26 protein-coding genes are annotated in these 25,273 nt (G+C 69.2%); 10 read left to right on the top strand and 16 right to left on the bottom strand.

All coding sequences use genetic code 11. The annotated features are described in order from the left end of the window. Positions 1-53: 53 nt before the first annotated feature. Both BST42_RS12955 and BST42_RS12950 read right to left on the bottom strand, forming a co-directional pair. Complete coding sequence (locus BST42_RS12955) at positions 54-1,490, bottom strand: aldehyde dehydrogenase (protein WP_083119110.1); 1,437 nt, start codon at positions 1,488-1,490, stop codon at positions 54-56. Between the two features lies 1 nt (position 1,491). Continuing rightward, positions 1,492-3,828: a CaiB/BaiF CoA transferase family protein gene (locus BST42_RS12950; protein ID WP_237159398.1), complete on the bottom strand. Its 2,337-nt coding sequence runs from the start codon at positions 3,826-3,828 to the stop codon at positions 1,492-1,494. A gap of 94 nt (positions 3,829-3,922) precedes the next feature. Here BST42_RS12950 and BST42_RS12945 point away from each other — a divergent pair, with 94 nt between their 5' ends. Together BST42_RS12945 and BST42_RS12940 are read left to right on the top strand one after the other, a co-directional pair. Beyond that, positions 3,923-6,349, top strand: a complete 2,427-nt coding sequence (locus BST42_RS12945; protein WP_083119106.1) for a phosphoketolase family protein — start codon at positions 3,923-3,925, stop codon at positions 6,347-6,349. A gap of 45 nt (positions 6,350-6,394) precedes the next feature. After that, complete coding sequence (locus tag BST42_RS12940; protein ID WP_083119104.1) at positions 6,395-7,159, top strand: CPBP family intramembrane glutamic endopeptidase; 765 nt, start codon at positions 6,395-6,397, stop codon at positions 7,157-7,159. Here the strand turns inward: BST42_RS12940 and BST42_RS12935 are convergent. After that, the gene (locus BST42_RS12935; RefSeq protein ID WP_083119103.1) at positions 7,156-7,728 is read right to left on the bottom strand and encodes a CGNR zinc finger domain-containing protein; all 573 of its coding nucleotides are present in this window, start codon (positions 7,726-7,728) and stop codon (positions 7,156-7,158) included. The genes BST42_RS12940 and BST42_RS12935 overlap by 4 nt on opposite strands. Positions 7,729-7,850: 122 nt before the next feature. On the opposite strand from BST42_RS12935, the gene BST42_RS12930 reads away from it, so the two are divergent. Continuing rightward, positions 7,851-8,354, top strand: a complete 504-nt coding sequence (locus tag BST42_RS12930) for a hypothetical protein (protein WP_083119102.1) — start codon at positions 7,851-7,853, stop codon at positions 8,352-8,354. A 1-nt stretch (position 8,355) separates the two neighbouring features. Here BST42_RS12930 and BST42_RS12925 read toward each other — a convergent pair whose 3' ends face one another. From BST42_RS12925 to BST42_RS12905, 5 genes are all read right to left on the bottom strand, one after another. After that, the gene (locus tag BST42_RS12925; protein WP_083119100.1) at positions 8,356-9,381 is read right to left on the bottom strand and encodes a zinc-binding alcohol dehydrogenase family protein; all 1,026 of its coding nucleotides are present in this window, start codon (positions 9,379-9,381) and stop codon (positions 8,356-8,358) included. 36 nt (positions 9,382-9,417) lie between these two features. After that, positions 9,418-9,717: a GlsB/YeaQ/YmgE family stress response membrane protein gene (locus BST42_RS12920; protein ID WP_083119098.1), complete on the bottom strand. Its 300-nt coding sequence runs from the start codon at positions 9,715-9,717 to the stop codon at positions 9,418-9,420. Between the two features lie 101 nt (positions 9,718-9,818). Then, positions 9,819-10,829 (bottom strand): APA family fibronectin-binding glycoprotein, encoded by a 1,011-nt coding sequence (locus tag BST42_RS12915; protein WP_083119096.1) that lies wholly within the window; start codon positions 10,827-10,829, stop codon positions 9,819-9,821. 119 nt (positions 10,830-10,948) lie between these two features. Then, entirely contained in the window at positions 10,949-12,028 is a 1,080-nt protein-coding gene (locus BST42_RS12910) for a sulfate/molybdate ABC transporter ATP-binding protein (protein ID WP_110918604.1), read from the bottom strand. Next, the gene (locus BST42_RS12905; RefSeq protein WP_237159396.1) at positions 12,021-12,836 is read right to left on the bottom strand and encodes an ABC transporter permease; all 816 of its coding nucleotides are present in this window, start codon (positions 12,834-12,836) and stop codon (positions 12,021-12,023) included. The genes BST42_RS12910 and BST42_RS12905 overlap by 8 nt, the downstream gene beginning before the upstream one ends. Positions 12,837-12,952: 116 nt before the next feature. Between BST42_RS12905 and BST42_RS12900 the strand changes: the two genes are divergently transcribed. From BST42_RS12900 to BST42_RS12880, 5 genes are all read left to right on the top strand, one after another. Further along, a complete protein-coding gene (locus BST42_RS12900; protein ID WP_083119092.1) occupies positions 12,953-13,624 on the top strand; it encodes an SDR family oxidoreductase in 672 nt (223 codons plus the stop codon). A 48-nt stretch (positions 13,625-13,672) separates the two neighbouring features. Further along, complete coding sequence (locus BST42_RS12895; protein WP_083119090.1) at positions 13,673-14,602, top strand: LLM class F420-dependent oxidoreductase; 930 nt, start codon at positions 13,673-13,675, stop codon at positions 14,600-14,602. A gap of 108 nt (positions 14,603-14,710) precedes the next feature. Beyond that, entirely contained in the window at positions 14,711-16,081 is a 1,371-nt protein-coding gene (locus BST42_RS12890) for a type II NADH:quinone oxidoreductase Ndh (RefSeq protein ID WP_083119089.1), read from the top strand. A gap of 110 nt (positions 16,082-16,191) precedes the next feature. Then, positions 16,192-16,581: a heme-binding protein gene (locus BST42_RS12885; RefSeq protein WP_083119087.1), complete on the top strand. Its 390-nt coding sequence runs from the start codon at positions 16,192-16,194 to the stop codon at positions 16,579-16,581. Between the two features lie 112 nt (positions 16,582-16,693). Further along, positions 16,694-18,007 carry a sensor histidine kinase gene (locus BST42_RS12880; protein ID WP_083119642.1) on the top strand — a complete coding sequence of 438 codons (1,314 nt, stop codon included), beginning with the start codon at positions 16,694-16,696 and terminating at the stop codon, positions 18,005-18,007. Here the strand turns inward: BST42_RS12880 and BST42_RS12875 are convergent. From BST42_RS12875 to BST42_RS12840, 8 genes are all read right to left on the bottom strand, one after another. Next, on the bottom strand, positions 17,998-18,630 hold the full coding sequence (locus tag BST42_RS12875) for an urease accessory protein UreD (RefSeq protein ID WP_083119085.1): 633 nt from the start codon (positions 18,628-18,630) through the stop codon (positions 17,998-18,000). The two genes, BST42_RS12880 and BST42_RS12875, sit on opposite strands and share 10 nt — an antisense overlap. 6 nt (positions 18,631-18,636) lie before the next feature. Further along, positions 18,637-19,317 carry an urease accessory protein UreG gene (ureG, locus tag BST42_RS12870; RefSeq protein WP_083119084.1) on the bottom strand — a complete coding sequence of 227 codons (681 nt, stop codon included), beginning with the start codon at positions 19,315-19,317 and terminating at the stop codon, positions 18,637-18,639. Positions 19,318-19,327: 10 nt separating this feature from the next. Beyond that, on the bottom strand, positions 19,328-19,963 hold the full coding sequence (locus BST42_RS12865) for an urease accessory protein UreF (RefSeq protein ID WP_083119083.1): 636 nt from the start codon (positions 19,961-19,963) through the stop codon (positions 19,328-19,330). Continuing rightward, positions 19,963-21,684 (bottom strand): urease subunit alpha, encoded by a 1,722-nt coding sequence (locus tag BST42_RS12860; RefSeq protein ID WP_083119081.1) that lies wholly within the window; start codon positions 21,682-21,684, stop codon positions 19,963-19,965. Before BST42_RS12860 ends, BST42_RS12865 begins: the two co-directional genes overlap by 1 nt. Then, complete coding sequence (locus tag BST42_RS12855; protein ID WP_083119079.1) at positions 21,681-21,992, bottom strand: urease subunit beta; 312 nt, start codon at positions 21,990-21,992, stop codon at positions 21,681-21,683. The genes BST42_RS12860 and BST42_RS12855 overlap by 4 nt, the downstream gene beginning before the upstream one ends. A 15-nt stretch (positions 21,993-22,007) precedes the next feature. Beyond that, positions 22,008-22,310: an urease subunit gamma gene (locus BST42_RS12850; RefSeq protein WP_083119077.1), complete on the bottom strand. Its 303-nt coding sequence runs from the start codon at positions 22,308-22,310 to the stop codon at positions 22,008-22,010. A 51-nt stretch (positions 22,311-22,361) separates the two neighbouring features. Next, complete coding sequence (locus BST42_RS12845; protein WP_083119075.1) at positions 22,362-22,781, bottom strand: PaaI family thioesterase; 420 nt, start codon at positions 22,779-22,781, stop codon at positions 22,362-22,364. 167 nt (positions 22,782-22,948) lie between these two features. Then, complete coding sequence (locus tag BST42_RS12840) at positions 22,949-23,665, bottom strand: iron reductase (protein ID WP_083119073.1); 717 nt, start codon at positions 23,663-23,665, stop codon at positions 22,949-22,951. A 240-nt stretch (positions 23,666-23,905) separates the two neighbouring features. Here BST42_RS12840 and BST42_RS12835 point away from each other — a divergent pair, with 240 nt between their 5' ends. Together BST42_RS12835 and BST42_RS12830 are read left to right on the top strand one after the other, a co-directional pair. Further along, the gene (locus BST42_RS12835; protein ID WP_083119071.1) at positions 23,906-24,322 is read left to right on the top strand and encodes a BlaI/MecI/CopY family transcriptional regulator; all 417 of its coding nucleotides are present in this window, start codon (positions 23,906-23,908) and stop codon (positions 24,320-24,322) included. A gap of 14 nt (positions 24,323-24,336) precedes the next feature. Next, a complete protein-coding gene (locus BST42_RS12830; protein WP_083119069.1) occupies positions 24,337-25,263 on the top strand; it encodes a M56 family metallopeptidase in 927 nt (308 codons plus the stop codon). The last annotated feature ends 10 nt before the right edge of the window (positions 25,264-25,273 follow it).

The raw sequence follows: 25,273 nt of genomic DNA, 5'->3' as shown, positions 1-25,273 counted from the left end.
GAACCCCCAGCTGAGTGGCCATTCGTGACGCGGACCGCGTCGCGGGTGGCCACTCAGTCGTCTGCTGGTCCGACCCGGTAAATCGACTTGAGAGCAAAGAACGCGTCCAGCCCCTCCGGGCCCAGCTCGCGGCCGATACCGCTGGCCTTCACTCCCCCGAACGGCGCACGGAAGTCCAGTTGGTAGTCGTTGATTCCGACGGTGCCGGTGCGCACCGCACGGGCGATCTCGATGGCCCGCTCGTCGTCGGTCGACCACACCGTGCCGGCCAGACCGAACTCGCTGTCGTTGGCCAACGCAACGGCCTCGTCGTCACCGTCGTACGGGATCACCGCGAGCACCGGACCGAAGATCTCCTCCTGGGCGATCCGATCGGAGTTGTCCACGTCGGCGAACACCGTCGGCGAGACGAACCAGCCGCGCGGCTGGCCGGCCGGAACCGAGCCGCCCGCAACCAGTTTCGCCGAACTTGCTTTCCCGGACCCGATGTAGCCCAGCACCCGTTCGCGCTGGCGCTCACTGACCAGCGGGCCGATATCGGTCGACTTGTCCAGCGGATCGCCGACATTGAGCTCACCGACCATGCCGACAAGCGCGTCGAGCACCTCGCCGTAGCGCGATCGAGGTGCCAGGATCCGCGAGCTGAGGTGGCAGGTCTGGCCATTGTTGACGAATGAGGCGTTCCGCAGGCCTGCGACAGTGGCGTCCAAGTCCGCGTCGTCGAGGATGATCGCCGCCGATTTTCCACCCAACTCCAGGGTGACCGGGCGCAGCAGCCGGCCGCACACCTCGCCGATCGCGCGCCCTGCGACCGTCGACCCGGTGAACGTGACCTTGTCCACGCCGGGATGCGATACCAGGTAGGCGCCGGCGGCCGCACCGCCGGGAACGATGTTGAGCACGCCCGCAGGCAGCCCGGCCTCCTCGGCGGCCTGGGCGAACACCAAAGCGTCCAGCGCGGTTTCGGGAGCGGCCTTGAGCACTACGGTGCAGCCGGCCGCCAGCGCGGGCGCCAGCTTGAACGCGGCGAGGGCCTGCGGATAGTTCCACGGCACGATCGCGGCCACCACACCGACGGCCTCCCGGCGCACGACGGTGTGCCCGATCATGCTCGGGCGGATCTCCTCGATCGGTGTTTCGGTGATCAGCTGCGCGTAGTAGCGCACCAGGGCGGCCGGGAAGCGCCCGTTGGCACCGCGCGACAGCGACATCGGCATGCCGTTCTCGCGGCTCACCAGTTCGTCGGTGGATCGGGCTCGGCGCTCCAGGGCGGCAGCGAACGCGGTGAGCAACTCGGCCCGATGATCGGGCGAGGCGGACTGCCACTGCGCAAGCGCGCCCCGTGCGGCGGCCACCGCGGCGTCGATTTCGGCCTCGGTGGCGCTGGCGCCGTCGCCCAGCGGCTCACCGGTCGCCGCTTCGATCACCGGCTGCACCCGATCGGCCTTGAGGAACTTTCCGTCGACGAAAATCTCTGCGCCGGTGCTCATCTCATCGCTCCTGGGTCTCGGCGTCCGCGGCGAACAACACGCCGTCGGCGATCAGCTGGTCTATCTCACCGGCCGTCATGTTCAGCACGTCACGGCAGATCTTGCGGGTGTCTGCGCCGGGCAGCGGCGCGGGACGCTGCGGCGCGGGCGGGATGTGGCGATAGGGCGCCGGGCCGGCCTCGGTCGGCAGCGGGTGCTCGAGCAGCGGATGGACCATGTCGCTGAACACTTTCCGCAACGTCAGCTGCGGATCGTCGGCCAGGTCAGCGACCCGGTTCATCGGGCCTGCGGCCACCCCGGCGGCCTGCAGCGCCTCGGCAACCTGCAGCGGCGAGCGTTGCCTGGTCCAGTCGGCCAGTTCCGTGTCGCCGACGACGCCGGCCACCGCCTCGCGGTCGGCATCGGAACGAAGAGACACCACGCACCATTCGTCATCCCCGGCGCACGCGAGCACCAGATGCGCGGCGGGGTCCGGCTCGACGTGCCCGACTCCGGCCGTGGCAGCCGCCAGCGTGACATACAGGGTGTCGAGTTGGTTGATCGCGGCTTCGGCCTGCGAGACGTGCGTTCGGGCGCCGATCCCGTCCCGCTCTCGGCGGATCAATCCCGCGAGTGCACCGATCGCGCTGATCCGCCCCACGACATGGTCGGGGAAGATCGTCGTCGCGTCGTAGAACGCGTGCCGCGCGGTGGGCGCGGGCGGCTCCTGCGACGTCCAGAGCCGGGTCACACCGATCGTCGCGCGTACCAGCGGGCCGTACCCCAGCCGTTTGCTCCACGGTCCGGTGTCACCGAAGGCGCTGCTTTCGGCCAGTATCAGGCCGGGATTCAGTTCCCGCAGTCGCTCGGGGGAAAAGCCAAGGGAGGCCAGTGTTCCCGGCTTGAAGTTGGCGAACACCGCGTCAGAGGCGGCCACCAGCCTGCCGAACACCTCGGAACCGGCGGGGCTGCGCAACTCCAGACCCAGACCGAGCTGGTTGCGATGGGCACGGGCGAACGACTCGCTGATCTGCTGATCGGGACGCTTCTGGCGCAAGCCATCGGGGTAGCCGGCACTCTCGATTTTGATCACTTCGGCGCCGAGGTCGCCGAACAGCCTGCTGAGTTCACCGCCGGCGACGATCACACCGAGATCCAGCACGCGGACCCCGGCCAGCGGCCGGGCGCCCACCGCCTGGTTGGCATCCGGCGCGAATTGTGTTGATGTCCAACGGGTATCGCTGTCAGCAAGGCCAGGTGCCGGTGCGCGATATCCGGCGTGGCTGCCGTCGACCACCCAGTAGCCGGCAGGCACCCGAGCTGTAACGCCGGGCGCCAACTCGGCGTCCAGCAGCGCACCGACCTCGGTGAGATGCTCGGACTCCAGAGCTTGCGACGGAGTCAGCACCGCGGCGATCGGCACGCCGTGCGCCTGCCCCTCGGCAACCAGCTGAGCCATCGTCTTATCGGCGAACAGCGCGGCCATCAACCGACCGAGCTCACCGAAGGCTTTGGTACGGGCGGCAATCGAGTCGAAGATCGGATCCTGGAACTGTTCCGGCTCCCCCAGCCACGCCCGCATGCCGCGCCACTGCCGGGGCGCCAGCACACAGATCCGCACGTAGCCGTCGCGGCACGCGAAGATCGGATACGAATCCTGATTCCGCGGCCTGCCGCGCCACCGCTCGGCCGCGTTGCGGGCGGTCGCCGCCTGACCCTGCGTCCCGAACGGCGGGTCCAATGTCAGCACCACCGCGTCGAAACGGGAGAAGTCGATGTAATCGCCTGTCCCGCAGCGCAACCGGTTGAAGTACGCCACCAGGACCGCCCACGCCGCCTGCACGGCCGCGGTGGTCGAGGCGATACCGTCCGGGGGCAGCACCGGGGTGCCCGTCATCGGTCCCGACCGCGACAGTGCGGTGGACATCGCGTAGAGCACCGCGTCGCTGGCGCGCCAGGACGCCCGTGGACCCTCGGTGCCGAAGTCGGTGACCGTCATCGCGACCAGCTGGCCGAACTGGTCGGCCAGTGCGGCGCAGGAGGTGCCGAACGCCGCCACCGCACCGGGGATGCCGCTGTCGACGAGGATGTCGGCCTCGCCGGTCATCTCGACAAACCGACGCCGGTCGGCAGCGACGGCGGGATCGAGCACGAGGCTGCGCTTGTTCGCGTTGTGCAGTGCGAACGGGATACTGACGCCGTCCAGGGTGGGCAGCGCCCGGCGGGCGGGGCTACCTCCGGGTGCCTCGACCTTGACGACGTCCGCTCCGAGGTCGGCCAGCAGCCGGGTGACCGAGTCGCCGGTCTGGTCGCACAGGTCGAGCACTCGCACACCGGCGAGCAGCGCGGGAGCGGTCACGAGTCCATCGCCAAGCCGAGCACGTCGGACAGCGTAGTAGTGAACAATCGGTGCCCCGGCAGCGCGGTCGGCGCGATCAGGGTTTGATGGACTCATGGACTCGATAAGCGAAGAGACCATTGACCAACTCGACGGCTGGTGGCGGGCAGCCAATTACCTCTCGGTCGGGCAGATCTATTTGTTGGACAATCCGCTGCTGCGCACCCCGCTGAGCCGCGAGGACGTCAAACCCCGGCTGCTCGGGCACTGGGGCACCACCCCGGGGCTGAACTTCCTCTACGCGCACCTCAACCGCACCATCAAGGCGCGCGAGCAGCCGACGGTGTACATCACCGGACCGGGTCACGGCGGCCCGGGCCTGGTGGCCAATGCCTACCTGGACGGCACCTACACCGAGACCTACCCCGACATCACCCGGGACGCCGAGGGCCTGCGCCGGCTGTTCCGCCAGTTCTCCTTTCCCGGTGGCATCCCCTCACACGTCGCCCCGGAGACCCCCGGCTCGATCCACGAGGGCGGGGAACTCGGCTACGCGCTGTCGCACGCCTACGGCGCAGCCTTCGACAATCCTGACCTGCTGGTGGTCGCGGTGGTCGGCGACGGCGAGGCCGAGACCGGCGCGCTGGCGACCAGCTGGCATTCCAACAAGTTCGTCAACACCGCCCGTGACGGTGTGGTGCTGCCGATCCTGCACCTCAACGGATACAAGATCGCCAACCCCACCGTGTTGGCGCGCATCCCGGACGACGAATTACGCAGCCTCATGGTCGGATTGGGCCACGAGCCCTACTTCTTCGAGGTGACCGAGGACGCGGCGGCGGACCACGCCGACGCGCATCGGCGATTCGCCGCACTGCTCGACGAGGTGCTGGACCGGATCGCCGAGATCAAGGCTTCGCCCTCCGATGACCGACCGGCCTGGCCGATGATCGTGTTCCGCACCCCCAAGGGATGGACCGGCCCGGCCTACATCGACGGCAAGAAGACCACCGGATCGTGGCGTGCGCACCAGGTCCCGCTGGCCAGCGCCCGGGACACCCCCGAGCATCTGCAGGTGCTGGCCGACTGGCTGGCGTCCTATCGCGCCGAGGAACTCTTCGACGCCGACGGCACGCTGGACCCGCACATCGCCGCGCTGGCGCCGGAGGGTCAGCTGCGGATGAGCGACAACCCGCACACCAACGGCGGATTGTTGCTCAAAGACCTTCGGCTGCCCGACTTTCGGACGTTCGGGGTGGACGTGCCCGCACCCGGTGCCACGGTCGCCGAGGCCACCCGGGTGCTCGGCCAGTGGCTGACCGAGGTGATCCGGCTCAACCCCGACAACTTCCGGATCTTCGGGCCCGACGAGACCGCGTCCAACCGGTTGCAGGCGGTCTTCGATGTAACCGACAAGCAGTGGAGTGCCGAACTGCTCGGACCCGAGGTCGACGAACACCTGGCCCGCGCAGGTCGCGTGATGGAGATGCTCTCCGAGCATCAGTGCCAGGGCTGGCTCGAGGGTTACCTGCTGACCGGCAGGCACGGGCTGTTCAACTGCTACGAGGCGTTCATCCACATCATCGACTCGATGTTCAACCAGCACGCCAAATGGCTGAAGGTGACCAACCACATCCCGTGGCGCCGGCCGATCGCCAGCCTCAATTACCTTCTGTCCAGCCATGTTTGGCGCCAAGACCACAACGGCTTCAGTCATCAGGACCCCGGGTTCATCGACCACGTCGTCAACAAGCGGGCCGAAGTGGTGCGGGTGTACCTCCCCCCGGATGCCAACACGCTGCTGTCCACCTACGACCACTGCCTACGCTCGCGCCAGTACGTCAACGTCGTCGTGGCGGGCAAGCAGCCACACCCCAACTTCCTCACCATGGAAGAGGCGATCGCGCACTGCACCCGCGGCCTCGGCATCTGGGAGTGGGCAGGCAACGAGACGATCGGGGAAGATCCCGACGTGGTGATCGCCGCGGCCGGGGACGTCCCGACACTCGAGGCCCTGGCCGCCGTCGACCTGCTGCGCCAGCACCTGCCGGAGCTGCGGGTCCGATTCGTCAACGTCGTCGACCTCATGCGGCTGCAGGACGACACCGAGCATCCGCACGGACTGTCGAACCGGGCGTTCGACGGAGTCTTCACCGCGGACAAGCCGGTGATCTTCGCCTATCACGGCTATCCCTGGCTGATCCACCGGCTGACCTACCGCCGCAGCAACGACAGCCGCATCCATGTTCGCGGCTACAAAGAAGAGGGCACCACTACGACGCCGTTCGACATGGTGATGCTCAACGACCTGGACCGCTACCACCTCGTCATCGACGTCATCGACCGCGTTCCGCACCTGCAGTCGAGCTGCGCAACACTGCGCCAGCAGATGGTCGACAAGCGCCTCGCCGCCCGCGAATACACCCGGACCCACGGCGACGACATCCCTGAGGTACGCGACTGGGTGTGGCCGGATGCGCGCGGCGAGCAGACCGGTGCGGCCGTCGACGCCACCGCCGCGACCGGCGGGGACAACGAGTAGAACTTTGCTGGCGCATCGCTGAGCGCGGGTACACTCGGGCGGGTTATGTCTGAGCACAGCGCGGTGGCCGCGCCTCCCCATCCGCATGCATTGCAGCTGGCCGCCCTGCATCACTTCCGCGTCTACGTCGACATCGGCGTCGTCGTCGTCGTGCTCGCCATGAGCAACCTGCTCGCGCACTTCACCACGCCGTGGGCCAACATCGCTGTGGTGCCCGCCGCCGCCGCCGGCCTGCTGTTGCTGGTGCGCTCCCGCGGATTGGGCTGGGCCGAACTGGGACTGGGCCGCGAGCACTGGAAATCCGGCGCGCTTTACGCGCTGGGCGCGGTGCTGCTGGTGCTGACCGTGATCGCCGTCGGTGCGCTGCTGCCCTGGACCCGGCCGATGTTCCTGAACAACCACTACGCGACGCTGTCCGGCGCTCTGGTCGCCTCGATGATCATCATTCCGCTGCAGACCGTCATCCCCGAGGAGCTGGCCTTCCGAGGTGTGCTGCACGGGGCGCTGGACCGGGCCTGGGGTTTTCGGGGCGTGGCTGCTGCGGGGTCGTTGCTGTTCGGGTTGTGGCACGTCGCCAGTTCCCTGGGGTTGACCAGCAGCAATGTCGGCTTCACCCGGCTGTTCGGCGGCGGGTTCCTGGGCATGCTCGCGGGTGTGGTGATGGCTGTGCTGGCCACCGGTGCAGCCGGCTTCGTGTTCACCTGGCTGCGGCGGCGCAGCGGCAGCCTGATCGCGCCCATCGCGTTGCACTGGTCGCTCAACGGCCTCGGCGCGCTGGCCGCGGCGCTGGTCTGGCACCTGTCGACTTAGGCCCGGCTGCGCCTGGCCCGGAACTCCCGGTTCTTGAGCTTGTTGCCGCAGGTCGCCATATCGCACCAGGTGCCGCCGTGGTTGCGGGAGCGGTCGTAGAACGCCCATCGGCAGTTCGCGTTGCCGCACGCCTTCAGCTGCGCCCAGGTTCCGTCGCGCTGGGCCTCCGAAACAATCAGGAGCAGCGACAACAGCCGCCCCGGCAGGGAATCGGCGTCGGCTGCCACGTCGAGCGCGCCGTCGGGGCGCAGGTGCACCCGCGCGGTGGCGGTGTCGGCGATCCGGCTCAGTGGGCGCAGGTCCTCGGGGGTCGGCGCCGGGCCGCCCGCGTTGTGTACCAGCAGTGCGCGCAGCGCCTCTCGCACCTCGCGGATCGCGTCCAGCTCCTGCGGCGTGACAGTGCCGTCGGCCGGGAGCAGACCGTGGGATCGCAACCAGGGCTCGGCGTCGTCGGCGCCGGCCAGCCGGTCGGCACCGGATTCGAGGTCGGCGGTGTTGACCAGCGCCTGAACCCGCGAGAGCGGCTCGGGCGCCGGCTTGCTCTCGGGGTCTGCCAGCCAGTCGGCCATGGCGTCGAGCGTAGCCATCGGTGACCATCAAAACAACTTGACTGGTCACGAGTGACCGGTGTAACGTCCGTGGTGGTCATTTAGAGTGAGGCAACGAGGCCTGCTCGGAACAGGAAACGCCCATGGGGCTCAACCAATTTCACGGTAACTTCGGCGAGATTAACACCCAACTGACGGGTGGCCTCGGCGCCCCTGCGCCGACCGTGCCGTATCAGGGCGCGACGGTCACCGCCCGCTTGCGGGCCCGGGTGTTCGCCGGCCGGCTCGACCGCGACGTCGACGACGGCATCGCACCACTACCCGGCAGCCCGCTGGCGATCCACATGGCGCGACTGACGTCGATCTCCGAACGCGAAGCGCTCGCCCGCAGCCTGCGTCAAGCCCTCGCCGACCTGCACCGCGAACGGCCGGCCTACTCGTCACACATCCCGGTCCACCCGCAGCGGTTGGCCACCTGCCGCGACGTGGTCGACGACATCACCCTGCGGCTGCATGCCCCGCAACCGGTGCGGGCGCGCGGCATGGCCCGGCTGCGGATCCTGCTGTCCGACGGAACCGGTCCGCTGTACTGCAGCGGGCGGGGCAGCCTAGCCGCCGGATTGCGCGGAGTCCTCGCCGCGCTCTGAGTCACGGCAACAGAACCGCGGCCCCCGCGATCCGACCCTCGACCAGGTCGGTCAGGGCCCGGTCTGCTTGTCCGAGCGGATATTCCGGCGTGGTGACCTCGATGTGATGGCGAGCCGCAAAGGCAAGGAACTCGCGGGCATCGGCGCGGGTGTTCGACGACACCGACCGGACCTGGCGTTCCTGGAACAGGTGTCGCTGATAGTTCAACGTCGGGATGTCGCTGAGGTGAATGCCCGCGATCGCCAGCGTCCCGCCGCGATCGAGCGCCTCGAGGGCAGGTAGCACCAGGTCACCGACCGGGGCGAACAGGATCGCCGCGTCCAGCGGGACCGGCGGCCGGTCGGCCGCTCCCTGCGCAGACGCCACCCCAAGACTGCGCGCCAGCTCCTGCGCCTCGCTGCCCCGCGTCATCACATGAACCTCGGCGCCCTGCGCCAGCGCCACCTGCGCGGTGATGTGGGCACTGCCGCCGAACCCGTAAAGCCCCAGCCGTCCCCCGGGCGGAAGCTCGGCGCGCAGCAGCGACCGGTAGCCGATGATCCCGGCACACAGCAGCGGCGCCAGCTCGCTGTCGGTATAGCCGTCCGGCAGTCGATGGGCGAAATCAGCAGGCACAGTGGCGAAGTCGGCATAGCCACCGTCGGCGTCCCACCCGGTGTAGCGCGAGTTCGGGCACAAATTCTCCGCGCCGCGGCGGCAGTACTGGCACACCCCGCAGGTGTGGCGCAGCCACGCGATGCCGACCCGGTCGCCGGTGGCGAATTCCGCACCGACGTCGGAGCCGACGGCGACCACCTCGCCGACCACCTCGTGCCCGGGTGTGACGTGCGGGCGGTGCACGGCCAGGTCGCCCTCGGTGACGTGCAGGTCGGTGCGGCAGACGCCGCAGGCCAGCACGGCCACCAGCAGTTCGCCCGGCGCGGGCCGCGGGACCTCTGCGGCACTGTCCAGTTCCAGCGGATGGGTGCGCATCGGCCCGGGGCGGCGCACCCGCCAAGCGCGCATCGTGGTCGCCTGCGTCGTCATCCCTCTATGGTGCAACGCCCGGCGGAGGTTGGCGGGTTAGGTCTTGCGGACCATGCCGACGATCCAGAGCAGTATCACCGAGCCCAGGACCGCGGTGAACAGGGTGAACCACCAACCGCCCGCAGCGGTGTCCAGGAAGAAGCTCAGGAGGAACCCGCCGATGAGCGCGCCCACGATCCCGATGACGATGTTCATCAGGATGCCCGAGCCGCCGCCCTTGACGATCTTGCCGGCGATCCAGCCCGCCAGCGCACCGATGATGATGTAGCCGATCCAGCCGACGCTGGTCAGCGTCGTCGAACGGGCGAGGAATTCAGTCGCTGCAACCATGTCCATGACGGTCTCCTCCGGATCGCCGGCCAGCGTGATTGCCGACCGCTATCCCTTGGTATACGCCTGGCAGGTAACGATTGGCCGCATCAAACGGCCACGATCACCTATTGGCCGGGGGTCATCCCGGGGACCGGCGTCTCCACCGGGACGGGTACACCGAGCGGGATACGCCCACCCGCGGCGGGCGGCGGCGCGTTCGGATCGGCCACCGGCGCGTTGGGATCTCCCGCCGGCGGAGGCGGCGGGGTGTACGGCCGGATCGACTCGGCGAGCGCCTTGGCGGCGGCCGGATCGATCGGATCTTTGGCGGTGCCCAGCCACACCACGAACCAGCGCTGATTGCGCTGATCGCGCGGCGCGTTCGGGACAGACGTGCCGACCACACCGGCCCAGATCTGGCCGTTGGGCTTGGTGGTGTCGGTGAACTTCACCTCGTAGGACGAGAAGTAGCCCGGCATGTCACCGGCCTGCAGCGCGCCACTCTGCTGGTTGATCCGGACGCCCGGGAACGGCATGAAGAACTCGCCCATGTCCGATGCCAACCGGATCGCGGCCTTGTTGTTGTCCTGCTCGGCGCCGGCGAACAGCTTCAGGTCCAGCCGGCCGAGGATGACGCTGGTGTCGTTGGCGGTCGGGGCGGGTTGCCCGTTCTCCGCCGGGGCCGTGGTCTTGCTCAGCAGCGCCTGCCCGTAGTTGAGCCGCGACGCGTCCGACACCACCCAGCCTGCGGGAAGCAGATAACTGAAGCCACCCGACGCGTTCGGGACCCGACCCGGCTCCAGCGGTGCGGGCGGCGGCGGAGCGTTCGGATCGGCCGGAGGCGGCGGCGGAGCGTTGGGATCGGCCGGAGGCGGCGGCGGAGCGTTGGGATCCGCGGGCGGCGGGGGCGCGACCGGCGGTGCGTTCGGATCGGCCGGAGGCGGCGGCGGAGCGTTGGGATCCGCAGGCGGCGGCGGCACGGCGGGTGCCGCCGTGGTGGGTGTCGGCGCCGCGGGATCCGCGAGAGCGGTCGACGACGGCAGGGCGATCGTGACGGCGGTGGCAGCGGTCACCGCGGTGAGTGCGACCGCCGTCCACAGGCCTGGCCATCGCGAAATCGAGTCCGGCTGCGTCATGGCGATGAACCTACCGTGTTACGGCCGTGACGCAAGTGTGGCCTGCTCACGATGTGACGCCCTGTAACGCTGTTGCGAGCTTACAAAATCGGCCGACGATGCAGGTCGCGGACGCGTCGTCACCGCGCTGCCGGGTGCAACGCGACCTCCTGTGCCTTCACTGTGAACCACACCGCGTCCCCCGCCGCCAGCCGCAAGGCGGCTGCCGACTCCGCGGTGATGTCGGCCGCCAAGCCGGGCGCGCCGTCGGCCTGTTCCTGGCCGCGCACCCGCACCCGCGCGCCGTCCGCATCGAGTTCCGCGACCCGGATCTGGACGCTGTTGCGCGGGCTGCCGTGCGGCAGTTCGCGGTAGACCGCGACCGCGGCCGGGGTGAACACCGCGACCTGTGCGCCGTCGCCGGACGACGCAGCGGCGTGCCTGCCGTGCCACAGCGTCCCGTCGGCGGCACGCACGGCCTCCGGACCGGCCGCCATCCCCCGCACGACGTTCACGCCGGCGATACGGGCACCGAAGGTGCTGCGCGGCGCCGCCAACACGTCGCCGACCGCACCGATCTCGGCGACGCCGCCGGCGTCGAGCACCATCACGCGGTCCGCCAGCGTCAGCACGTCGAGCAGGTCGTGGGTGATCAACACCGTCGCGCGGCCTGCTGAGGACACCCGCCGCAGCAGCGCCCGCACCGAGGCGGCCACCGCGACGTCGAGGCCTGCCAACGGCTCGTCGAGCAGCAGCACCTCCGGTTCCGCGGCCAGCGCCCGCGCGATCGCCACCCGCTGCGCCTGCCCCCCGGAGAGCTGATCCGGCGTGCGGTCGGCGAGTTCGGCGAGTCCCACCTCGGCAAGCCACTGCGCGGCGCCGTGCCGGGCCGCCGCACGGCCCTCGCCACGACTGCGCGGCGCGAACGCCACGTTGGCCTGCACATTCAGATGCGGAAACAACAGCGGATCCTGCAGCAGCAGGCCGACGCGACGGTCGTGGGTGGGCACCGATATCCCCGCCGCGGTGTCGGTCAGCGTGCGACCGCCGACGCGTACCCGGCCCGAGTCCGGCTGCAGCAGACCGGCGATCACGTGCAGCGTGGTGGACTTGCCGGCACCATTCGGCCCCAGGATGGCCAGCACTTCCCCGGCGGCCACGTCGAACGCCACCTCATACGAGCGGTCGGCCACCGCGGCGGCGAACTGCAGCTCAGCCACTGCCGGTCCAGCCGGACAGCCGTCGGGCACCGAGGCCCAACACCACCACTGCCGCGACGACGACCAGCAGCAGCGACAACGCCACCGCCGCATCGGCGTCGCTCTCCCGTTGCAGATAGATCTCCAGCGGCAACGTCCTGGTCACCCCCTGCCGCGAGCCGGCGAAGGTCAGCGTGGCCCCGAACTCGCCGAGCGAGCGGGCGAAGGCCAGCACCGCCCCGGAGACCAGCCCGGGCATCAGGAGCGGCAACGTCACCCGCCACCACACAGTTGCCGGCCTCGCCCCGAGCGTCGCGGCGACGATGTCGTAGTCGGCGCCCGCGGTGCGGGCCGCGCCCTCCAGCGCGATCACCAGGAAGGGCAGCGAGACGAACGTCTGCGCCAGCACCACAGCGGTGGTGGTGAATGCGATCCGGATGCCCGCCGCCTCCAGATAGCTGCCCAGCAGGCCGAGCCTGCCGAAGGCGTACAACAACGCGATACCGCCCACCACCGGCGGCAGCACCAGCGGCAACAGGATCAGCGGTCGCAACGCCCGCACGATCCGGCCGTCGTTGCGGGCCAGCACCAGTGCCATCGGCACACCCAGGATCAGGCACATCGCCGTGCTGGCCGCCGCGGTGCGCAGGCTCAGCAGCAGCGCGGCCTGGGACGCATGACTGCTGATCAGGGACCAGAAGTCGGCCCAGTCGACCTTGACCGCCATCGCCGCCAGGGGCAGCACCACGAAGGCCGCGCCGAGCACTGCGGGCACATAGACCCACCGCGGCAGCGGCGGCTGCGTCCGGTGCGCCCGGCTGCGCTTCACCCGACACACCCTAGGGCGAAACGCGATGTCGTGTCCGGATCGTGTCGGCGCGGCATTGGCCTCTTTAGCTACCGTCCAGTAACATTTCGCCGTAATCCAACAAGGAGGTTGACGGGATGGACGTGCTGGTCACCGGAGGTGACACCGAACTGGGTCGGACGATTGCGGAAGGTTTTCGCGACGCCGGCCACAAGGTCGTCATCAGCGGGGCACGCCGCGATGATCTCGAGGTGGCCGCCAAGGAACTCGACGTCGACGCGATCGTGTGCGACGCCACCGACGCGGAGACCCTCGGTGGACTGCGCAGCGAGTTCCCGCACCACCTGGACACCATCGTCCACGTGCCCGCACCCGCCTGGGTCGGCGGCGACCCCCGCACCTTCAGCTTGAGCGACACCGCGAAGGCCTGGCGGGCCGCACTGGACGCCACCGTCCTGTCCGCGGTGCTGCTGGTGCAGAACATCGGCGATCACCTGCGTTCGGGCGGTTCGATCGTCACCGTGGTGCCCGACAATCCCCGCGACGGCGGCGCCGATGCCGCAGTCAAGGCCGCGCTGTCGAATTGGACTGCGGGACAAGCGGATTACTTCGGTACCCGCGGCATCACCGTCAACACCGTGGCGTGCGGCCGCAGCGCCGAGCCGTCCTACGACGGGCGGTCCAGCACCCCGCCGTCGGTGGCAGCCGAGATCGCCCGCCTCGCACTGTTCCTGACCACGCCCGCGGCCCGGCACATCACCGGCCAGACCGTGCACGTCGGCCGGGGCGCGCTCGCCAACTTCGGCTGATCGGTTCGGTTCACCTGAAGTTCGCCGGCGGGGACTAACGTCGAGTCCGTGACGATTCGACTCGGGATCCAGATCCCCAATTTCTCGTACGGCACCGGGATTCCGGAGTTGTTCCCGACGGTCATCGCGCAGGCCCAGGAGGCGGAAGCGGCCGGCGCCGACGCGGTGTTCGTGATGGACCACCTCTATCAACTCCCCAACCTCGGCGCTCCCGAGGAGCCCATGCTGGAGGCCTACACCACGCTGGGTGCGCTGGCGAACGCCACGCAGCGGGTGCAATTGGGCACGCTGGTGACCGGCAACACCTACCGCAACCCCACGCTGCTGGCCAAGGCCATCACCACCCTCGACGTGATCAGCCAGGGCCGGGCGATCCTGGGCATCGGCACCGGCTGGTTCGAACTCGAACACGACTCGCTGGGTTATGAGTTCGGCACCTTCACCGACCGGTTCAACAAGCTCCACGAGGCGTTGGAGATCATCCTGCCGATGCTCGAGGGCGAGCGGGTCACGGTGGACGGCACGTACTACCGCACCAAGGAGGCGTTCGCCAACCCCCGCTTCCGCGACCACATCCCGCTGATGATCGGCGGGACCGGTGAGAAGAAGACAATTCCGTTGGCGGCCAAGCACTTCGACCACCTCAATCTGGTCTGCGGCTTCGACGAGCTCGCCCGCAAGATCCAGGTGAAGAACGAGGAGTGCGAGAAGATCGGCCGCGACCCGAGCACGCTCGAGACCAGCATGCTCGTCTTCGGGCTGATCGACGAGAACGTCACCGAAGACTTCGTCCCCGCCGACGTCAAACAGCGCGCGGTCTGGGGACCGCCCGAGCAGATCGCCGACCAGATCAAGACCAAGGTGCTCGACGCCGGCGTCGACGGCGTCATCCTCAGCCCGGTCACCCACCTGGACGGTTACCACCCCGGCCGAATCACCGCCGTCGCGGAGGCCGTGCGCCCGCTGCTCGGCGGGTAGCCCCCATAGGTGGTCCACATCACCCGATTGGCCCGGGTATGGGTGCGAAACCCGTTGCCCGGGCGACTACCGTAGTAGGTGTCCTGTGCAAGTCGTTGAGGAGCAGAAATGACCCACCCCGGTGCCACCCCATCGGATAAGCACAAGGTCGTCATCATCGGTTCGGGATTCGGCGGCCTGAATGCCGCCAAGCAGCTGAAACGCGCCGACGTCGACATCAAGCTCATCGCCAAGACCACCCACCACCTGTTCCAGCCGCTGCTGTACCAGGTGGCGACGGGCATCATCTCGGAAGGCGAGATCGCCCCGCCGACCCGCGTGGTGCTGCGCGATCAGCAGAATTGCCAGGTTCTGCTCGGCGAGGTCACCAACGTCGACCTGGCCAACAAGACCGTCGACTCGATCCTGCTCGGCCACACCTACCGCACCCCGTACGACACCCTGATCGTCGCCGCCGGGGCGGGCCAGTCCTACTTCGGCAATGACCACTTCGCCGAGTGGGCGCCCGGCATGAAGACCATCGACGACGCCCTGGAACTGCGCGGACGCATTTTGGGCGCTTTCGAGCAGGCCGAGCGGTCGAGCGACCCGGTGCGCCGGGAGAAGCTGTTGACCTTCGTCGTCGTCGGCGCCGGCCCCACGGGTGTGGAGATGGCCGGGCAGATCGCCGAACTCGCCGACCACACCCTCAAGGGTGCGTTCCGCCACATCGACTCCACCCGGGCCCGGGTCATCCTGCTGGACGCCGCCCCGGCGGTGCTGCCGCCGATGGGCGAGAAGCTCGGCAAGAAGGCCGCCGACCGGCTGGAGAAGCTGGGCGTGGAAATCCAGCTCGGCGCGATGGTCACCGACGTCGACCGCAACGGCATCACCGTCAAGCGCGGTGACGGCAGCCTCGACCGCATCGAATGCGCGACCAAGGTGTGGTCGGCCGGCGTGTCGGCCAGCCCGCTGGGCAAGATCATCGCCGACCAGTCCGGCGCCGAGATCGACCGGGCCGGCCGGGTCAAGGTGCTGCCCGACCTCACCGTTCCGGGCAACCCGAACGTGTTCGTGGTCGGCGACATGGCGTTCGTCGAGGGTGTTCCCGGTATGGCGCAGGGCGCCATCCAGGGCGCCAAGTACGCAGCCAAGCTGATCAAGGCCGAACTGAAGGGCGCCGACCCGGCGGCCCGTGAGCCGTTCCAGTACTTCGACAAGGGCTCGATGGCCACGGTGTCGCGGTACTCGGCGGTGGCCAAGGTCGGCAAGATCGAATTCGGCGGTTTCATCGCCTGGCTGGCGTGGCTGTTCCTGCACCTGATCTACCTGGTCGGGTTCAAGGCACGGCTCACCACGTCGTTGTCGTGGATCAGCACGTTCATCGGAAGCCACCGCGGGCAGCTGACGATCACCGAGCAGCAGGCCTACGCGCGCACCAGGATCGAGCAACTCGAGGAGATCGCGGCCACCGTCGAGGACGAGAAAGCCGCCAGCTGACCGCGCCTGCGCTACTGGGAGTTGCCCGTGAGCGCAGGCGAAATGAGCGTGTTCAGGCACCGGCTGCCTTAGCATGATCGGCGACGACAGTCTGACTACAAGGGGGCTCGATGACATCCAATCGTTCCGTGCGTCGCGCGGCTGCGGCAGCGATCGGCGCCGGCGCGGTGTTGCTCAGCGTGGCCGGCCCGGCTTCGGTGATCTTGGCAGGCCCGGCCGCGGCGGACCCGCCGCCCAACTGCACCACCGCGGACATGACCGGAATCATGGCGGGAGTGTCGGCGGCGATGTCGAACTACCTGTTCACGCACCCGGACGTCAACGGTTTCTTCACCGGCCTGCAGGGCCTGCCGAAGGATCAGGTCAAGACGCAGACGCAGCAGTATCTCGACGCCAACCCGCAGATCCGCGCCGAGCTCGATGGCATCCGCCAGCCGTCGACCGATTTCCGCAACCGCTGCGGTCTGATTCAGCGCCCGCTGGCACCCGGCGTGGTCTAGCCGCGCCCCGGCGCGGTCCCACGTTCGTCGCACGCTGCACCCTAAGGTGGTCGGCGTGGTCGTGAAGCCCGACGAGATCGTCTACCGCGTGCTGCAGCGGCTCCCTACCCGGATGCTGTCGCTGCGCACGATCGTGATCGTCGCGGCGTTCTCCGTCGTGATCCTGGTACTCACACTGGGCACATGGGTGTGGCTGGGTGTCACCAACGACCAGTACAGCCAGCTGGACCGCCGGCTGGACTCGGTCAGCAGCCTCGGCGACGTCAGCTCGCTGCTGAACACCTCCGCGCCCGGCGGGGTCGGGACACCCACGCCCGACGGCAATCTGGTGCGCACGATCCGGGTCGGCGCGATGGCGATGTCGGTACCGCCCGACGTGGTGCTGCCCGAGCTGGGCAACGGTTACGCCAACACCACGATCGACGGCGTCGAGTACCGGGTGCGGACGTTCGCCGTCGGCGGTGCCACGATCGCGCTGGGCGCTCCCCTGGCCGAGACCCAGCGGCGGATCGCCGAACTGCATCTGCGCGTGCTGTTGATCTGTGCGGGGGTCATCGCAGGCACCATCGTGGTGGGCTGGCTGATCTCGCTGATCATGATCAACCCGTTCCGGGTGCTCGCCCAGCAGGCCCGCGCGATCAACGCCCAGTCCAACCCCGACGAGGTCCAGGTGCGCGGCGTCAAGGAAGCCGTGGAGATCGCCGAGGCGGTCGAAGGCATGCTGGCCCGCATCGGCGACGAGCAGGATCGCACCAGGGCGGCACTGGAATCCGCCAGGGACTTCGCGGCCGTCGCCTCCCACGAGTTGCGCACCCCGCTGACAGCCATGCGCACCAACCTCGAGGTGCTCTCCACCCTCGACCTCGCACCCGAACAGCGCAATGAGGTCATCAGCGACGTCATCCGGACCCAGAGTCGCATCGAGGCCACGCTGACCGCGCTGGAGCGGCTGGCCCAGGGCGAGCTGACCACGGCCGCGGACTTCGTGCCGTTCGACGTGACCGAACTGCTCGACCGCGCCGCACACGACGCCGAACGCATCTACCGCGACCTGAAGGTGTCGCTGGTGCCGTCGCCCGCGGTGCTGATGGTCGGACTGCCGGTAGGCCTGCGACTGGTGATCGACAACGCGATCGCGAACGCGGTCAAGCACGGCGGGGCCACCGAGGTTCAGCTGTCGGTGTCCAGTTCGGCCGACGGCGTCCAGATCACCGTCGACGACGACGGCAGCGGGGTTCCCGAAGACGAACGGACCGCGGTGTTCGAGCGGTTCTCCCGCGGCTCGACCGCGTCGCGGTCCGGGTCCGGACTCGGACTGGCGCTGGTGGCCCAGCAGGCGGAATTGCACGGCGGCACAGCGTCATTGACCACCAGCCCGCTGGGTGGCGCCCGCCTCGTCCTCACCCTGGCCGGGCGTCATGAGTAGAGTCGCTGCCCCTGCCACGTCGACAGACTGCCGCCGGCCGCCAGCGCGAGGGTGACTCCCGCGGCGTCGGTGGCGGGCTCTGGGTAGCGCAACTCGCTCACACAGGCCAACGGAGTGCCGAGCGCATCGTCGGCCACCGACGACGGCCCGAGTTCCACACGGTGCCTCAGCAGCGGCGCGCCTGCCACGTCTGCCCGCATGGCGCCGCTCCAAAACCCTTCGCGCTCACCGGTTCTACCGATCTGCACGCGTTCCCGGATCCGCAGTCGGCTCGCATCACCCAGGCCGACCGTGAGCTCGCTGACATGTCTGGCGTTGGCGGCCACAATCGTCGGCTCCGGGTCGATGTCGAGCTCACCGCAGGCCTCTATCTGCCAGCACGCATGTGAATCGGTGGTGGCGGCCCCGGGCAGCGCGACGGTCGCGGCGGCACTGCGCAGCCGCAGCAGCGCACCAGGTTCGACGACGATGCGGATCGAGATGACGTCCCCGCCCAGCGGAGTCGCCGCCGCGGACACCAGGTGCACGGTGTCGGGTTCGGTGTGCCGGGCCGCCAGGGCCCCACGGCATTCGATGCGAGGCAGCCGTCCCGGCTGCGCCACCACCACGACATCAGAACGCATTGCGGCTCAGGTGAGTTGGTTGACGCGCAGCTGCTCGCGCACCCAATCGAGGACCCGGGACGCTGCTGGATCTTCGGTCAGCGAGATCAACTCCGTGGGCCGGCCCTCGCGGACCTTGGCCGCATCGCGGCGCATCACCTCCAAGTCGGCGCCCACCAGCGGAGCCAGGTCGGTCTTGTTGACCACCAACAGATCCGAGAACGTCACCCCCGGCCCGCCTTTGCGCGGCACCTTGTCTCCCCCGGCCACGTCGACGACGAAGATCTGAACGTCCACCAGACCGGAGGAGAACGTCGCCGTCAGGTTGTCGCCCCCGGATTCCACCAGGATCAGGTCCAGGTCGTCGTGCCCGGCGATCAAGTCGTCGATGGCGTCGAGGTTGGCGGTGATGTCGTCGCGGATCGCGGTGTGCGGGCAGCCGCCGGTCTGCACGGCGGCGATCCGGTCGTCGGGCAGCACCGCGTGGCGGCGCAGGAAGTCGGCGTCCTCGGTGGTGTAGATGTCGTTGGTCAACACCGCGAGCGACAGTTCGTCGCGCAGCTGGCGGCACAGCGCGGCCACCAGCGCGGTCTTGCCCGAACCGACCGGTCCGCCGATGCCGATCCGCAGCGGCTCCCCCGGTTGCCGGGTCCGCCTGGGCCGGTCCGGATGGGCGTGCGGTTGACCATCAATGAAATGTGGAGGCATACAGCAACTTTCAGGAGACGAACAGCGGGCGTTCGCGTTGGGCATGCCGCTGCGCGAGCTCGTCGAGCAGCGGATCGGACAGATCGGCCGGTCCCGCAGCGGCCAGGTCGGCGGTGTCTTCGCACAGCTGCGCGAGGCCGAAGGTCAGCGCCGCGACGTCGGCGGGGTCGAGCGCGAGCAGCCGCTGCGCGGCGGTGGCCGTGCCGGTCATCGTGGTGTACACCAACGACAGTGCGGTCTGCTGGGGGGCGAGCCCGCTGACCGCCCCGACCCGGCCCGCAGTCACGGCCAGGTGCGGGCGGGCGCCCAGCTCTTCCCAGTCATGTGCGGGCCAGACCCGCCGCGCCAGTCGCAGCAGTCCGCGGCCCTGCGCGCGGGAGGCCTGCCGCGCTGCGGGTGCCGGTGTGCGCGCATCGGTTTCGGCGTCCGCGTCGGCCACGGTGAGATCGTCACGGTGCACGGCGGCCGCGATCGACGCCGTCACCAGCCCGCTGGTACGGATCCGGCGGCGCAGATAGGCCTCCAGCGTGTCCAAGTCGATAACCAACCGGCTTGCGACCGCTTCTTCGACTCCGCCGGAATGTACGTGGCCCCCGGTCGGCAGCCGCGAGTCGGCCAGGGTCAGCAGCGTGGTGAGAGACGACATCAGAACAGGAAATACCGTTGCGCCATCGGCAGTTCCGTGGCGGGCTGCTCGGCCCACACCTCGCCGTCGATGCGGACGGTGAACGTGTCGGGATCGACCTCGATGCGAGGCTGCGCATCGTTGAGCGGCATCTGCGCCTTGCCGATCGCGCGCACATTGCCGACCGGCACCAGCTTTCGGTTGACCGCGATGCGGTCGGCCAGCCCGTCTTCGATGGCCTGCGGGGCGACGAAGTGCACCGAGGTGGCGGCTGCAGCGGCGGGTGCGGCGCCGAACATCGAGCGGGGCAGCACCGGCTGCGGAGTCGGGATGGACGCGTTGGCGTCGCCCATCGCCGCCCAGGCGATCATGCCGCCCTTGAGCACCGCGTGCGGGCGCACCCCGAAGAACGCCGGCTCCCACAGCACCAGGTCGGCAAGCTTCCCCACCTCCACGGAGCCGACCTCATGGTCGATTCCGGTGGCCAGCGCCGGGCAGATGGTGTACTTCGCGACGTAGCGGCGCACCCGGTTATTGTCGGCGGCCCCATCGCCTTCCAGCGCGCCGCGGCGGCGCTTCATCACATGGGCGGTCTGCCAGGTACGCAGCACCACCTCACCGATACGACCCATCGCCTGGGAGTCGCTGCCGATCATCGAGATGGCGCCCAGGTCGTGCAGCAGGTCCTCAGCGGCGATGGTCGACGGCCGGATGCGGCTCTCCGCGAACGCCAGATCCTCGGGGACGCTGGGGTTCAGGTGATGGCAGACCATCAGCATGTCGAGGTGCTCGTCGAGGGTGTTGACGGTGTGCGGCCTCGTCGGATTGGTCGAGCTGGGCAGCACATTGGACTCGGCCGCAACGGTGATGATGTCCGGTGCGTGTCCGCCGCCGGCGCCCTCGGTGTGATACGCGTGGATGTTGCGACCCTTGATCGCAGCAAGGGTGTTCTCGACGAAGCCCATCTCGTTGAGGGTGTCGGTATGGATGTTGACCTGCACCCCGGCGGCCTCGGCCACCGTCAGGCAGGCGTCGATCGCCGCCGGGGTCGTCCCCCAGTCCTCGTGTAGCTTGAAACCCGCTGCACCCGAACGCAACTGCTCCCACATCGCCTCGTGGCTGACGGTGTTGCCTTTGCCCAGCAGGGCGATGTTGAGCGGCCAGTGGTCCAGCGACTCCAGCATGCGGGCCAGATGCCAGGCGCCGGGGGTGACGGTGGTGGCTTTCGAGCCCTCCGCGGGCCCGGTGCCGCCTGCCACGAGCGTGGTGATGCCGCTGCCGATGGCCTCGTCCATGATCTGCGGGCAGATCAGGTGGACGTGACAGTCGATCGCCCCGGCGGTGACGATGCGCCCGTTGCCTGCGATGATCTCCGTGGACGGGCCGACCACCAGGTCGGGGTGCACACCCGACATGATGTCGGGGTTGCCGGCCTTGCCGATGCCGACGATGCGCCCGTCACGAATCCCGATGTCGGCCTTGACGATTCCCCAGTAATCGATGATCACCGCGCCGGTGATCACGGTGTCCGGCGCACCGTCCGCGCGGGTGGCGCGCCCTTGGCCCATCGACTCACGCAGCACCTTGCCCCCGCCGAACACCGCCTCGTCGCCGGCCAGGCCGGGGCCGCCGCTGCGATCCTCGGTGATCTCGATGAGAAGGTCGGTGTCGGCGAGCCGGATCCGGTCACCGGTGGTGGGTCCGAACAGCGCCGCGTAGCGGGCCCTGGACAGCTCGGTCATGCATCCAGCCTTCCGGGTGGGGTGAGGCTCAGTCCGTGAACCTCGCGCAGTCCTTGCAGTGGCACCAACCGGACCCGTTGCGGCACACCGGGTTCGAACCGAACCGCGGTCCCCGCCGGGATGTCGAACCGGTGTCCATGCGCGGCCGCCCGGTCGAAGGACAGCGCCGCGTTGGCCTGCGGCAGGTGGACGTGGCTGCCGACCTGCACCGGACGGTCGCCGGTGTTGACGATCTCCAGCTCGATCCGCGCGGCGCCGGCGTTGATCTCGATGTCACCGTCGCCGAGGAAAATCTCACCGGGAATCATGGTGTCCTCTCTGCCTCACGGGATCGGATGGTGGACGGTGACCAGCTTGGTGCCGTCCGGGAAGGTGGCTTCGACCTGCACGTCGTGCAGCATCTCGGGCACACCCTCCATCACGTCGTCCCGGCCGAGCACCTCACGCCCGGTGACCATCAGCTCGGCCACGGTCCGACCGTCGCGGGCGCCCTCCAGCACGTGATCGGTGATCAGCGCGACCGCTTCGGGGTAGTTGAGCTTCAGCCCGCGCGCCTGCCTGCGCCGGGCGAGTTCGGCGGCATAGGACAGCAGCAACCGGTCGGTCTCGTGCGGTGTCAGTTGCATAGTGCGCGATCCTGCCACGCCCACACGGGATCAGCAGGGCGGCGAGGTCGCTCAGGCCTCAGGCTCGAGGTTCTGCAGGCGCACCTGTCCGCGGGCGACGAGGCGATCCTTGTCGTCGCGGATGGTCACCAGCCACAGCTGTTGGCGACGGCCGCGATGCACGGGCTCGGTCACCCCGTAGACGGTGCCGCCGGAGATCGCCCGCAGGAAATCGGTGTTGTTGTTGACGCCGACGACGTTGCCTCCGCCGTTGGCCGACAGCCACACGAACGCCGAGGTGCTCGCCATCGACTCGATCATCGAGCAGTACACCCCACCGTGGACGATGCCCATCGGTTGCAGGAGCTTGGACTGCACGTCCAGCTGCGCCTTGGCGCCGTCGACGGTCAGTTCGGTGAACACCAGCCCGAGTTCGTTGTCGAACGGGGCGGAGAAAGCGATCTGCTCGCTCGGCGACTGCTCTGATTGCACGCATCTGTGTCTACACCAGCCGCCCCAAGACGAGGGACGGGCCCCGCGCGTGAACACGGGGCCCGTCCTCGGCATGGACCGGGGGTTTCTGCAGCCCTCAGAAACTCCGGCTCGGTCCGTTGGTCCGGCCTTCATAGACTAGGCAAGGCTTGCCTAAGTTACAAGAGCTACCCCACGCGGCGCAGTGCGCGCACCGGCAGCCCGAATCCGCTCAGCGCGTCGAGCACCGCCTGGCCGCGCCGCATGCAGGTGACTTCGCCGGAGCCGGTGAGCATGGGCACCTGGGTGGCGGTGATGACCACTGCCGATCCGACCATCTGCCACATGGCAGCCGGCGTGAGCGAACCCCGGCTGAGGCGGTGGACGCCGTCGAAGATGGGCTCCAGCGAGCGATGGCAGCGGTGCGCGGTCCAGGTGGCCAAGGCGAGTTCGTTGGGCAGCCGGACCACGCCGGCGGTCGCGGGATCCTCGGGCAGCACCCGCAGCGTCGGGTCCACCACGGCGGCCCAGTCGATCGCCCCCTCCGAATCGATGTGCATCCAGAGATTTCCCGGCCCAGCATCCCAGGCCCGGCCCTCCAGGACGAACAACGTGACCACCCGGCCCAGAACCGCGTGGGTGAACGTGGCGGCGAGCTGCTGGGCAGCGGCCCGCCGATCACCCAGCTCGTCGGCCGCCGACTCGAACATGGCAGTGAGCCGCCCGGAGGTCGCGGAATCCAGCGGCCACCAGCGACGGCGGGACACATCGGCCATCACCGCCACGCCGTGCACCCGGGGCGAATCCGGGCTCAACGCGCGCAATCTGCGGCTGGATTCGTGCAATGGCAGGACCCGGCGAATGGTCATCCCGTCGATCAGCGGGTCAAGCACGGCTGCGGTCACGACACCTCCTCATCTATGGTTAGGTAAGCCTAACCATAAGAAGGGAGGGCAACCCTACGCGGCGACTGTGAGTGCTGTCACAACAGCGACTCATTTTTGCCGGGTGGCCTGCGCCGACCCGGCGGCGGACGGCGCCGCGGGAACACCACCGTCCGCAGCGGAGTTGATCGACTTGTTGGATACGACGCGCGGTAGTAATCGGGAGTACTCTGATTTGACTGCCTACGGAGATGAACGGAAATGGCCAAGTTGACTCGTCTCGGCGAACTTGAACGCGCGGTGATGGACCACCTGTGGGCCGCCGGCGAGCCGCTGACGGTTCGTCAGGTCCACGAGGCACTCTGCACCGAACGGGACCTGGCCTACACCACGGTGATGACCGTCCTGCAGCGGCTCGCCCGCAAGAACCTGGTCTCCCAGATCCGGGATGACCGCGCCCACCAGTACGCCCCGGTCCATGGCCGCGACGAACTGGTCGCCGGCCTGATGGTCGACGCACTGGATCAGGCATCCGACTCCGGCGGCCGGCAGGCCGCCCTGGTGCACTTCGTCGAGCGGGTCGGCGCCGACGAGGCCGACGCCCTGCGTCGGGCCTTGGCGGAATTGGAGTCCAAGCACCGTTCCACCTGGCCCGCTGGCGGCATGCCCAGCGCCTGAGGGACAATTTCAGCGTGTCCGCGCTGGCCTTCACCTTCCTCGCCTTGATGCTGGTCGGTCCTGTGCCCGCGCTGCTGGCCCGGGCCTCGTGGCCGATGCGCGCACCGCGTGCCGCGATCGTGCTCTGGCAGTCCATCGCGGTGGCCGCGGTGCTCTCCGCGTTCAGCGCCGGACTGGCCATCGCCAGCCGGTTGTTCGCCCCCGGCCCCGACGGCCGTCCCACCGCGACGATCACCAGCGAGATCGAAGTGCTGGGCTGGCCGCTGTGGTCGGCATATGTCGTGGTCTTCGCAATCACCCTGCTCATCGGCGCCCGGCTGGTGGTCGCGGCCGTGCAGGTCGCGGTCGCCACCCGGCGGCGCCGGGCTCACCACCGGATGGTCGTCGACCTGCTGGGCGACTGCCGGCACGGCATGCACGGGCTGCGGGTGCTCGACGTGTCCGAACCGCTGGCCTACTGCCTGCCCGGAGTGCGCAGCCGGGTGGTGCTCAGCCAGGGCACCCTGTCGGCCCTGAGCGACACCGAACTCACCGCGATCCTCAGCCATGAGCGGGCGCATCTACGGGCCCGCCACGATCTGGTGCTCGAGGCGTTCATCGCCGTGCACACCGCCTTCCCCCGCTTCGTCCGCAGCGGCAGCGCGCTCAACGCGGTGCGGCTGCTCGTGGAGATGCTCGCCGACGATGCCGCGGTGCGCACGGCGGGACCCGGTCCCCTGGCCCGCGCGCTGGTGGCCTGTGCCGCGGCCCGCACCCCGAAGGGCGCGCTGGCCGGCGGCGGCCCGACCACGCTGATCCGGGTGCGCCGGCTGGCAGGCGAGCCCAACAGCCTCGTGCTGTCGCTGGCCGCCTACGTCACCGCCGCCGCGGTGCTGGTGGTCCCGACGGTCGCGGTCGCGATGCCGTGGCTGACCGAGCTGCACCGACTGTTTCTTTCCTGAAACTGTTCTG

This window comes from Mycolicibacterium rhodesiae (genome assembly GCF_002086695.1).
Taxonomy (GTDB): domain Bacteria; phylum Actinomycetota; class Actinomycetes; order Mycobacteriales; family Mycobacteriaceae; genus Mycobacterium; species Mycobacterium rhodesiae.
Note: the sequence above shows the minus strand (reverse complement) of the source record. Positions and strands in the feature narration are given on the sequence as shown.

What these genes read in the sequence shown, in the direction of transcription:
- BST42_RS12955 (WP_083119110.1), bottom strand. Translation starts at nt 1,490, where the DNA reads ATGAGCACCGGCGCAGAGATTTTCGTCGACGGAAAGTTCCTCAAGGCC.
- BST42_RS12945 (WP_083119106.1), top strand. Translation starts at nt 3,923, where the DNA reads ATGGACTCGATAAGCGAAGAGACCATTGACCAACTCGACGGCTGGTGG.
- BST42_RS12940 (WP_083119104.1), top strand. Translation starts at nt 6,395, where the DNA reads ATGTCTGAGCACAGCGCGGTGGCCGCGCCTCCCCATCCGCATGCATTG.
- BST42_RS12935 (WP_083119103.1), bottom strand. Translation starts at nt 7,728, where the DNA reads ATGGCCGACTGGCTGGCAGACCCCGAGAGCAAGCCGGCGCCCGAGCCG.
- BST42_RS12930 (WP_083119102.1), top strand. Translation starts at nt 7,851, where the DNA reads ATGGGGCTCAACCAATTTCACGGTAACTTCGGCGAGATTAACACCCAA.
- BST42_RS12925 (WP_083119100.1), bottom strand. Translation starts at nt 9,381, where the DNA reads ATGACGACGCAGGCGACCACGATGCGCGCTTGGCGGGTGCGCCGCCCC.
- BST42_RS12920 (WP_083119098.1), bottom strand. Translation starts at nt 9,717, where the DNA reads ATGGACATGGTTGCAGCGACTGAATTCCTCGCCCGTTCGACGACGCTG.
- BST42_RS12915 (WP_083119096.1), bottom strand. Translation starts at nt 10,829, where the DNA reads ATGACGCAGCCGGACTCGATTTCGCGATGGCCAGGCCTGTGGACGGCG.
- BST42_RS12900 (WP_083119092.1), top strand. Translation starts at nt 12,953, where the DNA reads ATGGACGTGCTGGTCACCGGAGGTGACACCGAACTGGGTCGGACGATT.
- BST42_RS12890 (WP_083119089.1), top strand. Translation starts at nt 14,711, where the DNA reads ATGACCCACCCCGGTGCCACCCCATCGGATAAGCACAAGGTCGTCATC.
- BST42_RS12885 (WP_083119087.1), top strand. Translation starts at nt 16,192, where the DNA reads ATGACATCCAATCGTTCCGTGCGTCGCGCGGCTGCGGCAGCGATCGGC.
- BST42_RS12880 (WP_083119642.1), top strand. Translation starts at nt 16,694, where the DNA reads ATGCTGTCGCTGCGCACGATCGTGATCGTCGCGGCGTTCTCCGTCGTG.
- BST42_RS12875 (WP_083119085.1), bottom strand. Translation starts at nt 18,630, where the DNA reads ATGCGTTCTGATGTCGTGGTGGTGGCGCAGCCGGGACGGCTGCCTCGC.
- ureG (WP_083119084.1), bottom strand. Translation starts at nt 19,317, where the DNA reads ATGCCTCCACATTTCATTGATGGTCAACCGCACGCCCATCCGGACCGG.
- BST42_RS12865 (WP_083119083.1), bottom strand. Translation starts at nt 19,963, where the DNA reads ATGTCGTCTCTCACCACGCTGCTGACCCTGGCCGACTCGCGGCTGCCG.
- BST42_RS12860 (WP_083119081.1), bottom strand. Translation starts at nt 21,684, where the DNA reads ATGACCGAGCTGTCCAGGGCCCGCTACGCGGCGCTGTTCGGACCCACC.
- BST42_RS12855 (WP_083119079.1), bottom strand. Translation starts at nt 21,992, where the DNA reads ATGATTCCCGGTGAGATTTTCCTCGGCGACGGTGACATCGAGATCAAC.
- BST42_RS12850 (WP_083119077.1), bottom strand. Translation starts at nt 22,310, where the DNA reads ATGCAACTGACACCGCACGAGACCGACCGGTTGCTGCTGTCCTATGCC.
- BST42_RS12835 (WP_083119071.1), top strand. Translation starts at nt 23,906, where the DNA reads ATGGCCAAGTTGACTCGTCTCGGCGAACTTGAACGCGCGGTGATGGAC.